We start from the raw sequence: 12155 nt of genomic DNA, 5'->3' as shown, positions 1-12155 counted from the left end.
TGTAACACGAATAGGAATGAGGAATGAAAAAAGTATTACTGGCACAGTGCCCGGACCAAGAGGGGCTTATCGCCAAGATCACCGGCCTGTGCTTTGAGCATGGCCTGAATATCACCCGCAACAATGAGTTCGTCGACAAGGCCCATGGCCGCTTTTTTATGCGCACCGAACTCGATGGCGATTTTAGTGATATCGACTTAGTGGCGCAGTTGCAAGACATCTTACCGAGCAACTCAATGCTGTCGCTCCATGGCAGTGAGCCCACCAAGGTCGTGCTGCTGGCCACCAAGGAAGCCCATTGCCTCGGCGGGGTATTATTAAAGTGCTTTGAGCAGGCGTTAAATATCGAGGTACTGGCGGTGATTGCCAATTACCCGGACTTACAACCCCTGGCACAGGGCTTTAATGTGCCCTTTCACTGCATTAGCCACGAGGGCCTAAGCCGCAGCGAACATGATCGCCTAGTGGCCGATAAAATTGCCGACTACAATCCGGACCTGATTGGCCTGGCCAAATATATGCGCATTTTAAGCCCGGAGTTTGTTGCCCGGTTCAGCGGACGCATCATTAATATCCACCACTCCTTCTTACCTGCATTTATTGGCGCCAAGCCCTATCATCAGGCCTTTGAGCGCGGCGTCAAGATCATTGGTGCCACCGCCCACTTCGTCAATGATGAGCTCGACGAGGGACCGATTATTTTGCAGCAGGTCACCAATGTCACTCATGCGGACGGTGCACAAAGCATGGCGAAGAAGGGCCGGGATGTGGAAAAGCTGGTGTTTTGTAAGGCCTTGGAGCTGGCCGCCGAGCATAAGCTCTTTGTTAATGACAACCGCACCGTGGTATTTGATTAGGCTAGCGTTTTAATAAGGCTAGCGTTTTAATAAGGCTAGCGTTTGTTAGGCAAGGCTTTATTTCAGCCTTGCCTGTCAGCCCTATACCAATTCTGTTAAGTATGTGATCAGAGATAGCGCTGGATAAATGCTATGATAACAAGGCGGAATTTTTCTTATGTAGTTATTCTACATAGAAAAATTCCAACGCAGTACGCATGATACTTAGCCCGCTAGAATGATTAGCTATGTAAGTGAATTGGTATTATTTATTCTTGATTATTATTGGCTTTCCATGGCCTCAAGCTGCAACTTGGAGGCAATTAATACCGCCTGGGTGCGATTATAAACCCCGAGCTTACGGAAGATAGCGGTAATGTGCGCCTTCACCGTAGCCTCGGAAATATTCAATTCGTAGGCGATTTGCTTATTGAGCAAGCCTTCGTGCAAATAACTTAGAACCCGGTATTGCTGTGGTGTTAACGATGCAACCTGGGCCGCAAGCTGCTTATCTTCGCCACTGATGGCTTCCACCTTATCTTTAATATCCGCCGGTAACCAGACCTCGCCCTCTAGAATTTCATTGATGGCGTCGGCGATTTCCTGTGCCGATGACGACTTGGGAATAAAGCCCATGGCGCCATAGCCCATCACCTTAGACACCACCTGCAAGTCTTCGCTACCGGACACCACGGCGATAGGTAAATCCGGATAATCTTCGCGAATGCGGATCAAGCCATACAAGTCGCCATTGCCCGGCATATGCAAGTCCAGCAGCAAAATATCCAGGTCTTCATGCTTATCGAGCACCGCCAAGGTGGTGTCGAAAGTATCCGACTCCAGCACTTCCAAGGGCTCAAATTGCTTGGTCAGCGCGCCCTTCAGGGCTTCTCTAAATAATGGGTGGTCGTCCGCTATTAAAAACTGACTCATGCTGCGCTCCTAAAAAAAATCGGCCATTACCTAAGGTAACAGCCGATAGTCTACGTTTAGAATCATTCTTTAATCAAGCTCTTAACGATTAATTAACGATTCAAGCGGTTTTCAATAAGCTCATCAACCACACTCGGATCGGCCAAAGTTGAGGTATCTCCCAGCTGTTGGTACTCGTTGGCGGCGATCTTACGTAAAATACGGCGCATAATCTTACCGGAGCGGGTTTTCGGCAGACCCGGCGACCATTGGATCATATCCGGCGAAGCAATGGGGCTAAGCTCTTTACGCACCCAGTTACGTACCTCTTTGGTGAGCTCATCGCTCACCTCAACACCGTCATTTGGCGTGATGTATACATAGATGCCCTGACCCTTGATATCGTGCGGGTAGCCCACCACCGCCGCTTCGGCCACGGCCTCGTGAGCAACCAGCGCACTTTCAATTTCCGCTGTGCCCAAACGGTGACCAGAAACATTCAGTACATCGTCCACACGACCGGTGATCCAGTAATAACCGTCTTCGTCGCGGCGACAACCGTCACCGGTGAAATAAACGCCCGGATAAGCAGAGAAGTAGGTTTGTTCAAAGCGTTCATGGTCGCCGTATACGGTACGTGCCTGCGATGGCCAGCTATCAAGGATAACCAGGTTACCATCCACGGCTCCCTCTAGGGTGTTGCCTTCGGCGTCAAACAAGGCCGGTGCAATACCAAAGAAAGGTTTGGTTGCCGAGCCCGGTTTCATATCTGTGGCGCCCGGTAATGGCGTGATCATGATGCCGCCGGTTTCCGTTTGCCACCAGGTATCTACGATTGGGCATTGGCTGTTACCAATCTGCTCATAATACCAAGCCCAGGCTTCGGGGTTGATTGGCTCTCCCACCGAGCCCAGCACGCGCAGGCTGGTGCGCGTTGAGCTGGCCGTAGGCTCATCGCCCTTGGCCATCAAGGCGCGAATGGCGGTTGGCGCCGTATATAAAATAGTGACTTGATGCTTATCGACAATTTCACCCATGCGCCCGGCGCTCGGATAGGTAGGTACGCCTTCAAAAATAACCTGAGTGCAGCCGTTAACCATGGGGCCATAGGCAATATAGCTGTGGCCGGTGATCCAACCCACATCGGCACTACACCAATAGATGTCATCTTCATGCAGGTCAAATACATATTCGTGCGTCATGGAGCTGTAAACCAGGTAACCACCCGTGGTGTGCACCACTCCTTTGGGCTGGCCCGTCGAGCCCGAGGTATAAAGGATAAAGAGCGGGTCTTCGGCGTTCATTACCTCAGGTTCGCACGCGCTTGGCTGATCCGCAACCAATTCATGCCACCAGACGTCAACGTCGTTCCACTGCACGTCACCACCGGTAAGCTGATGCACTATCACATGCTCAACCGTAGTCACGCCGGCCTGGCTAACCGCTTCATCAACATTAGCTTTAAGAGGGACGCAATTGCCGCCGCGGCGACCTTCGTCGGAGGTGATCACCACCTTAGCGCCACTGTCTTTAATACGATCGGCAATGGCCGAAGGCGAGAAACCACCAAACACCACGGAGTGGACCGCGCCGATACGGGCACAGGCTTGCATGGCATAGACCGCCTGAGGCGTCATCGGCATATAGATGGCAACACGGTCGCCTTTTTGCACGCCCAGCTTACGCAGGCCATTGGCCAGCTTACAGACTTCATCATGAACCTGCTGGTAGCTGATATGTTCGCTTTGACTCGGGTCATCGCCTTCCCAAATCAACGCCGTTTTATCGGCGTTATTTTTTAAGTGGCGGTCAATACAGTTATAGGAGGCGTTAAGTTGACCGTCTTCAAACCATTTAATGCTGATGTGACCTTTATCGAAGGAGGTATTTTTAACCTTAGTATAGGGGGTGATCCAATCTAGACGCTGGCCGTGCTCGGCCCAAAATGCTTCTGGGTCGTCGATGGATTGTTGATACATAGCTTGGTATTGTTCGTTATCGACTAATGCGTTTTTTTTGATGTTTTCAAACACCGGATAAATGCTCTGTGACATAACCGTCTCCATATGTTTTGTTGCCATTATGCCTGCCCACAGCATTACTCAGGGCCACGTCTTGCAGTATTAGACCTTAGTATAGAATCGCCACGACCGTTGCTATTTTCACCTCGATTAGCGGTAAACACCTTGCCAATATTCGCGCAATAAAGTCGCGGCAATCCTTCGGCGACCCTTCACCTGCTTTGCTCGCTATACCTTAGTCGTACGACCAATAGATAATTGCCTAAAAAGCCAGCAACGACCATGTTTGCTGAGCTAGCTTGCAACAGGACAAGATTATGACAACACAAAAATTAATGATAAAAACACTAACCGCACTTGCAGTATGTGCGGCCATTGGCAGTGCTCAAGCCGCGACCATAGGCGACACCGAGGTCAGTTACGGCGGTTATGTAAAGGTTGACGCTATGTGGAGCGATTTCTCCGCAGGAACCATTTCGGGCGACAGCATTGGTCGCGACTTTTATGTACCCAGCACCACACCGGTTGGCGATGATGACAACAGCGATGCGGTTTTTGATATGCACGCACGGCAATCGCGCTTTAACTTTGGCACCAGTACCAAGTTAGACAACGGCAAGACCATTAATACCAAGATTGAGCTTGATTTTATTGCCTCCATCGGCGGTAACGAGCGCGTTACCAACTCCTATTCTCCGCGTATACGCCAAGCCTATATCACCTATGATGGTTGGCTCTTCGGTCAAGCATGGTCAAACTTCCAAAACGTCTCAGCCTTACCGGAAACCTTGGACTTTGTCGGTCCGGCAGAAGGCACGGTGTTTGCCCGCCAGGCACAGGCACGCTACAGCGTCGGTAATTGGGCCTTCTCTATTGAAAACCCGGAAAGCACCATTACGGTCAACGGCGCCCGGGTCGAAACCGACGATGCCAGCATGCCGGATTTCACCGCACGTTATAATCACACAGCCGATTGGGGACAAATCGTCGTTACCGGCCTGGCTCGCCAACTGACTTACAAGCAAGGGGGGGCCGACGAAGACGAAACCTCTTTTGGTGTCAGTGTTTCCGGACGCTATAACCTGGGTGAGGACAACATTAAGTTTATGCTGACTCATGGCAAGGGCTTAGGACGCTACATTGGCCTAAATGTCGCGCACGGGGCCGTTTACGATGGCAACGAACTTGATGCCATTGATTCTACCTCCGGCTTTATCGGCTATCAGCACCACTGGAACGAGCAATTGCGCTCCACCTTCCTATATTCATTCTTTAGCGCCGATAACAATACCGATCTGCTTGCCTTTAGCGGCGATCCCACAGAAAGCAGCGTCAGCTACAGCGCCAACCTACTGTACTCACCGGTGAAAAAGCTCACCTTTGGCGTCGAGTTTAAACATGCAGAGCGGGAAACCGAAAGTGGTGCCGACGGCGATCTGGATCGTCTGCAGTTCTCTGCCAAGTACGCATTTTAACCGCGTTCAGCATAGAAAAGCCGCCATTCCTTTATTTGGGAGGCGGCTTTTTTATTTGTAGCGCCATAGAACTGGCATAAAAAAACCAGCCCTAGGGCTGGTTTTACTTACTCTTATTCTTTACGCCTTACTCGGCATCCACCTCTTCGGCAAGCGGGTTTACTTCACCCTCTTCCGGCTTAATGGTGGCTTTTAGCAACAGCATTTCACGTAGCTTGCCTTCGATTTCATTGGCGATCTCGACATTCTCTTTTAAGAACTTAATCGAGTTCGACTTACCCTGGCCTACTTTCGAGCCATTGTAGCTATACCAGGCACCTGATTTTTCTATCAGCTTGTGCTTCACGCCCAGATCGATAAGCTCACCTTCTTTAGAGATACCCTCACCATACATGATGATAAATTCGGCTTGCTTAAACGGCGGAGCTACCTTGTTCTTCACCACTTTAACGCGGGTCTCGTTACCCACCACTTCATCGCCGTCTTTTACCGAACCGATGCGACGAATATCAAGGCGGACCGATGAATAAAACTTCAGGGCGTTACCACCTGTGGTGGTTTCCGGGTTACCGAACATTACACCAATCTTCATACGGATTTGGTTGATGAAGATACACAAGGTGTTAGAACGCTTGATATTACCGGTTAGCTTACGCAATGCCTGTGACATTAAACGGGCCTGTAAACCAACATGGCTGTCACCCATTTCGCCTTCGATTTCAGCTTTTGGCGTTAGCGCGGCCACCGAGTCGACGATAACCACATCAACGGCACCCGAACGTACCAGCATGTCACAGATCTCCAGCGCCTGCTCACCGGTGTCCGGCTGCGATACCAGTAGTTCTTCAACATTTACACCAAGTTTCTCGGCATAAACTGGGTCAAGGGCATGCTCGGCATCAACGAAAGCACAGGTTTTACCTTGGCGTTGGGCTTGAGCGACAACCTGCAAGGTCAGCGTGGTTTTACCCGATGATTCCGGACCATAAATTTCCACTACACGGCCGGTTGGCAGACCACCAATACCCAAGGCAATATCAATCCCCAGTGAACCGGTAGAAATGGCTTCAACGTCCAAAGCCTGACTGTCGCCCAGCTTCATGATTGAGCCTTTACCAAATTGGCGCTCAATTTGTGAAAGCGCAGCGCTTAAGGCTTTTTGCTTGTTATCGTTCATTGTTTTCTCCAAAATCATTGACCGCCAAGCTCATCATGTTTGGTATTAACGCTTGACTTAATGAAGCTTAGTATACTGTATGAAATTACAGTATCAAGCAGATTCTAAAATTTTTACCACCATATCCAGGGCATGACTGATAGCCTGCTCGCGCACATAGGCGCGATCCCCATTAAATTGGCGCTCTTCGGTATAGACCTGCTGATTAAAATACACCGCAAACCACACCAACCCCACCGGCTTATCATCACTGCCACCATCCGGACCGGCGATGCCCGAGGTGACCACGGCCACATCCGCTTGCGCCGCATGCGCCGCGCCGCGCGCCATTTCAACAACCGTTTGCTCGCTTACGGCACCGAATTGGGTTAGGGTTTGCGCTGACACACCGAGGCGCTCCTGCTTGGCTTCATTGCTATAAGTCACCGCGGCTTCAGCAAAATAGCGTGAGCTTCCCGGAGTATCGGTAATGGCATAGGCAATGCCACCGCCGGTGCAAGACTCAGCGGTAGTGATCATCATCTGCTTATCCGTTAAAATAACGCCCAGTTGCGCGGCAAGGGTTTGTGTATTGGCAGTAAACCTTTGTTGTAAGTTCATAACCATCCTTATTCGAGTGAGTGCATGTCGGCTAATCTCTATAGTGAAGATAATATAAAACAACAAACCCCCATGATGCAGCAATACTTACGCATTAAGGCACAACATCCGGATATTTTACTCTTCTATCGGATGGGGGACTTCTATGAGCTGTTTTTCGATGATGCCATCCGCGCAGCAGAATTATTAGATATTTCGCAGACTTACCGCGGCAAAGCCGGCGGAGCCCCGATCCCTATGGCGGGAGTACCCTATCACGCGGTGGAAAACTATTTAGCACGCCTGGTTCAGCTTGGCGAATCGGTCGCCATTTGCGAACAGGTTGGCGATCCGGCTACCAGCAAGGGTCCGGTAGAGCGCAAGGTGGTGCGTATCGTCACCCCGGGGACGGTCACAGACGAAGCCTTGCTCAACGAACGTCAAGACAATCTGCTGGTTAGCGTCTGCCAGGGCACCAGCGACTATTTTGGTGTCGCCTACCTGGATATCAATTCCGGACGTTTTAATATCGTCGAGTGTGCCGACGCCGACGCCTTTAAATCGACGTTGCAACGACTCAACCCCGCCGAATTACTCTATTCGGAAAGCTTTGCCGATATGGGGCTTATCGAACACATTAAAGGTATGCGCCGTCGCCCGGAGTGGGAATTCGATTTAGACACGGCCATTACTTCATTATGTCAGCAATTTGGCACTCAAGACCTGATTGGTTTTGGTGTCGCCGATGCCAAACTGGGTTTAGTGGCAGCCGGATGCTTGCTGCAGTATGTAAAAGACACCCAGCGCACCGCACTACCGCACATTAACGCCATCAGTCTGGAGCAAGACAGCCAGGCCGTGGTACTCGATAGCGCCACCCGTAAAAACCTTGAGCTCACCCAAAACCTCGGTGGCGGCATTGAAAACACCCTGGCGGCCATTTTGGATAAAACCGCCACACCCATGGGCTCACGCCTATTGAAACGCCGTATTCATAACCCGATTCGCTGCCGTGACGAGCTTAATCTGCGCCTCGATGCCATCGACATCCTGATAGACCAGGGCTGGCACCTTGAACTGCATCCCCTGCTGCGCAATGTCGGCGATATCGAGCGCATCGTGGCCCGCCTGGCCTTAGGTAATGCCCGACCCAGAGATCTGTCCCGTTTACGCTCGGCGCTACAGCAATTACCCGAACTGCAGGGCCTGCTTGGCACCGCATCGCAACGACGCCTGGCACAAATCGCCAATGCCTGTGAACCCAATGACGAGCTGCTCAACCTGCTTGAGCGCGCCATTATCGACAACCCGCCGGTACTTATTCGTGACGGCGGCGTGATTGCCGAGGGCTATAACCAGGAGCTCGACCACTGGCGTAACCTGTCTCAGGGGGCCACCGATGTGCTCGAAGCCATGGAAGAGCGTGAGCGCGAAGTCACGGGGATCAGCACCTTAAAAATCGGCTACAACAAGGTGCATGGCTTTTACATCGATATTAGCCGCGCCAACTCGCATCTGGTGCCGGCTCATTACATTCGTCGCCAAACCCTGAAAAACAATGAACGTTATATTATTCCCGAGCTGAAAGAGCATGAAGACAAGGTGTTGGGCAGCCAGTCACAGGCCCTGGCACTGGAAAAGCAGCTCTATGAAGAGTTATTCACGCTAATAGCCCCGCATCTGGAACGATTACAGCGTTTGGCGGCAGCCCTGAGCGAACTTGATGTATTGAATAACTTCGCCGAGCGGGCGCTGACCTTAAACTATTGCAAACCCGAACTCGATGAAGGCGATGCCATCAATATATGCGAAGGCCGCCACCCCGTGGTCGAGCAGGTAATGCGTGACCCCTTTATCGCCAACCCCATAGAGCTCAATAGCCAGCGTCGCATGCTGATGATCACCGGCCCGAATATGGGCGGTAAATCAACCTATATGCGTCAGACCGCCTTGATCGTATTGATGGCACATATCGGCTGTTATGTGCCGGCGGCGAGCGCCAATATCGGCATAGTCGATCGTATCTTTACCCGTATAGGCGCCAGTGACGATCTGGCCTCAGGGCGCTCGACCTTTATGGTGGAGATGACGGAAACCGCGACGATTTTAAATAATGCCAGCGAGCACTCGCTGGTATTAATGGATGAGATTGGCCGGGGTACCAGTACCTATGATGGTTTATCTCTGGCCTATGCGACGGCGGATTATCTGGCCCATAAGATCAATGCCAAGACCCTATTTGCGACCCATTATTTCGAGTTAACCGAGCTGGCGGAGCAAGAGTCGGGACTGGTTAATGTGCACCTTGATGCCATAGAGCACAATGACACCATTGCCTTTATGCATAAGGTATTAGAAGGGCCGGCAAGCAAGAGTTTCGGTCTGCAGGTCGCGGCTCTCGCCGGCGTGCCCAAGGCGGTGATCAGCAATGCCAAACGCAAGCTTAAACAGCTCGAGCAACAGCCGGCCATTAACGGCAATGGCGCTGCCGAGGTGAATAACCAGCTGGAACTGCTCACCCCAGATCCCGAGCCCAGCGCCTTGGAAGTGGCACTGGCTGAGCTCAACCCAGACGAATTGACGCCTCGTCAGGCATTAGATGCCCTGTACCATTTAAAGTCGCTCTATCAGTAGCACAAAAACGCCGCTAAATTAGCGGCGTTTTTCGTTTGTTATCTAGAGTATGTCGACTTTTTACAGCTGCTCGAACAAGCTCTCGGTGTTGAGCCCTTCGTGCTGCAGCATATCTTTAAGACGACGCAGCGCTTCCACCTGTATTTGTCGAACTCGCTCTCGAGTCAGGCCAATTTCGCGACCTACATCTTCCAAGGTTGAAGGTTCATAACCCAATAGACCGAAACGGCGTGCCAATACTTCCCTTTGCTTCGGGTTTAATTCATCAAGCCAATGGACAATGTGGCTGTTGATGTCGTTATTCTGCACTTCCCCTTCGGGACCTCGGCCCTTCTCATCGGCTATGATATCGAGTAACGCCTTATCATTGTCTCCCCCGATTGGGGTGTCGACAGAGGAAATTTTTTCGTTCAAACGCAACATCTTAGATACGTCTTCCACCGGTTTATCTAAACGCTCGGCGATTTCTTCGGCGGTCGGTTCATGGTCAAGTTGCTGCGTTAACTCGCGGGCGGTACGTAAATAAACATTGAGCTCTTTAACTACGTGGATAGGTAGGCGAATGGTGCGGGTTTGGTTCATGATCGCCCGCTCTATGGTTTGGCGTATCCACCAGGTGGCATAGGTTGAAAAGCGAAAACCCCGTTCTGGATCAAACTTTTCTACCGCACGGATAAGACCCAGGTTACCCTCTTCGATGAGATCCAGTAGGGCGAGACCACGATTGTTGTATCTTCGGGCGATTTTTACCACCAGCCTCAGGTTACTTTCGATCATGCGTTTGCGTGATGCTTCACAACCGCGCAGCGCCTTACGTGCAAAATAGACCTCTTCTTCGGCGCTTAGCAGCGGCGAGAAGCCAATCTCACCTAAATATAGTTGCGTGGCATCGAGGTTTTTAACGTTGTCGTCTTTGGCAAACAACTCATCGTCATTATCGTCTTCAACCTGCTCAAGGAGTTCTTCCTTTGGCTCATCGAGGACGTCCGAATCATTACTGTTGTCGTTCGTGCTTTCAATTTTTGCGGTTTGACCCATCAGAGTACCCTCCCGTGTAATTTAGACTTGTCCCTACACTAAATTACTTTTATTGCCCGTCGCGCTAAGGTAAAAAATTAACTGGGTTTACCGCCTTGCCTCTATACCGTATTTCAAACCGAAGTGCAGTGATAGAAGACTCGGAGCTACCCATTTCCGCTATTTTTTGCCCTGCTTTGACATCCTGTTTTTCTTTCACTAGTAAACGCGAGTTGTGCGCATAGGCACTAAGATAATCATCGTTATGTTTCACGATGATTAAATTACCGTATCCCCTGAGCGCGTCCCCAGCATAAACAACCACACCGTCCGCCGCTGCTGAGATAGCCGTTCCTGTTTTGTTCGCTATTTGCAATCCCTTGTAGCCATTCTCACGGTTGGAGAAACCTTGCGTTACTTTCCCCCGGGTGGGCCATTTCCACTTTATTTTGTTAGCAGCTCCTGACGATTTGCTAACATTTTTTTTACTAGTCTTATTCTGAACATACTCCCGTTGATTCGGCTTAGCAACCTCTTTCTTGATATTTTCTTTGGTTTTTTGACCTGTTTTTCTAGGCTTTTTACTCAAATTAAGGTATCTTTCTCGCTTTTTCTTTTTTAGCCACTTAGATTCTAGGTAAATGAGTTGATTGGGATAAATGGTATAGGGAGGTTTAATACCGTTTATTTTCGCGACTTCGCGCACATCTTTCTTTGCACTAAATGCAATGGAGTAGAGGGTATCGCCTTTTTGCACCCGGTAATGTTCACCGGTTATATGAATTTTACGTGTCACCTTGGCCTGACCAGTTTCCAGAGAGGAAACCGGCGCAGGGGCGGTGCGAGAGGAGCAGGCGCTAATAACAAAAGAAACCAGCAGCAATAAACTGGTGTTTTTGAAACTCATGCAGCGCCCTTCCATTAGCTAGCGAAGTACTAAATATAAAACGATTGCCAGGCCGACGACAAGCCAGCCCAAGATTTCCACATATTGGCGTAACTTTTCTTCCATGCGCGCGCCACCCCACTTCATCAGCGCCGCCACCAAAAAGAAGCGGGCTCCGCGGCCTATGGCCGAGGCCAGTAAAAAGGGCAAAAAGGCCATCTGTAACAAGCCCGCACCTATGGTGAAGACCTTATAGGGAATGGGTGAGAAACCGGCAAGAAACACCACCCAGACGCCATAATCCTTAAACCAGGCCAGCGCATGGTCAAATTTATCCTGCCAGCCCATGGAGGCAATCAAGGGCTCAACCACAGGCTCAAAAAGCCAATAACCCAGGGCATAACCCAGGATGCCGCCGATCACCGAGGCCAAGGTAGTCAGCAAGGCAAAGCGCCACGCCGTAGAGGGCTTGGCCAAACACATGGGGGCCAGCATCACATCGGGGGGCACGGGGAAAATAACCGATTCGGCAAAACTCATTCCAGCAAGATAACGCTCGGCATGGCGGTGTCTTGCCCAACGCAGCGCGGCGTCGTACAAAGCAGTAAAGAGGCGCAA

At 50.8% G+C, this 12155-nt stretch carries 10 protein-coding genes; 3 read left to right on the top strand and 7 right to left on the bottom strand.

Annotated elements, in window-relative coordinates; all coding sequences use genetic code 11:
- Positions 1 to 23: 23 nt before the first annotated feature.
- Positions 24 to 857 carry a formyltetrahydrofolate deformylase gene (gene purU, locus KD147_RS14930; RefSeq protein ID WP_212548360.1) on the top strand — a complete coding sequence of 278 codons (834 nt, stop codon included), beginning with the start codon at positions 24 to 26 and terminating at the stop codon, positions 855 to 857.
- A 261-nt stretch (positions 858 to 1118) separates the two neighbouring features.
- Here the strand turns inward: purU and KD147_RS14925 are convergent, their stop codons facing one another.
- Both KD147_RS14925 and acs read right to left on the bottom strand, forming a co-directional pair.
- A complete protein-coding gene (locus KD147_RS14925; protein WP_105190625.1) occupies positions 1119 to 1769 on the bottom strand; it encodes a response regulator transcription factor in 651 nt (216 codons plus the stop codon).
- A 92-nt stretch (positions 1770 to 1861) separates the two neighbouring features.
- On the bottom strand, positions 1862 to 3802 hold the full coding sequence (acs, locus tag KD147_RS14920; protein ID WP_212548359.1) for an acetate--CoA ligase: 1941 nt from the start codon (positions 3800 to 3802) through the stop codon (positions 1862 to 1864).
- Positions 3803 to 4086: 284 nt separating this feature from the next.
- Between acs and KD147_RS14915 the strand changes: the two genes are divergently transcribed.
- A complete protein-coding gene (locus KD147_RS14915; protein ID WP_212548358.1) occupies positions 4087 to 5244 on the top strand; it encodes a DcaP family trimeric outer membrane transporter in 1158 nt (385 codons plus the stop codon).
- 127 nt (positions 5245 to 5371) lie between these two features.
- Here the strand turns inward: KD147_RS14915 and recA are convergent, their stop codons facing one another.
- Together recA and KD147_RS14905 are read right to left on the bottom strand one after the other, a co-directional pair.
- Positions 5372 to 6421, bottom strand: coding sequence for a recombinase RecA (recA, locus tag KD147_RS14910; RefSeq protein WP_212548357.1), 1050 nt, complete (start codon positions 6419 to 6421; stop codon positions 5372 to 5374).
- Between the two features lie 93 nt (positions 6422 to 6514).
- Positions 6515 to 7021: a CinA family protein gene (locus KD147_RS14905; RefSeq protein WP_212548356.1), complete on the bottom strand. Its 507-nt coding sequence runs from the start codon at positions 7019 to 7021 to the stop codon at positions 6515 to 6517.
- Between the two features lie 24 nt (positions 7022 to 7045).
- On the opposite strand from KD147_RS14905, the gene mutS reads away from it, so the two are divergent.
- Entirely contained in the window at positions 7046 to 9634 is a 2589-nt protein-coding gene (gene mutS / locus KD147_RS14900) for a DNA mismatch repair protein MutS (RefSeq protein WP_212548355.1), read from the top strand.
- A 60-nt stretch (positions 9635 to 9694) separates the two neighbouring features.
- Here mutS and rpoS read toward each other — a convergent pair whose 3' ends face one another.
- From rpoS to KD147_RS14885, 3 genes are all read right to left on the bottom strand, one after another.
- Positions 9695 to 10672, bottom strand: a complete 978-nt coding sequence (gene rpoS / locus KD147_RS14895; RefSeq protein ID WP_212548354.1) for an RNA polymerase sigma factor RpoS — start codon at positions 10670 to 10672, stop codon at positions 9695 to 9697.
- Between the two features lie 64 nt (positions 10673 to 10736).
- Entirely contained in the window at positions 10737 to 11558 is an 822-nt protein-coding gene (locus KD147_RS14890) for a peptidoglycan DD-metalloendopeptidase family protein (protein ID WP_212548353.1), read from the bottom strand.
- An 18-nt stretch (positions 11559 to 11576) separates the two neighbouring features.
- Entirely contained in the window at positions 11577 to 12155 is a 579-nt protein-coding gene (locus KD147_RS14885) for a YqaA family protein (RefSeq protein WP_105254851.1), read from the bottom strand.

The organism is Pseudoalteromonas sp. BDTF-M6 (genome assembly GCF_018334135.1).
Taxonomy (GTDB): domain Bacteria; phylum Pseudomonadota; class Gammaproteobacteria; order Enterobacterales; family Alteromonadaceae; genus Pseudoalteromonas.
Note: the sequence above shows the minus strand (reverse complement) of the source record. Positions and strands in the feature narration are given on the sequence as shown.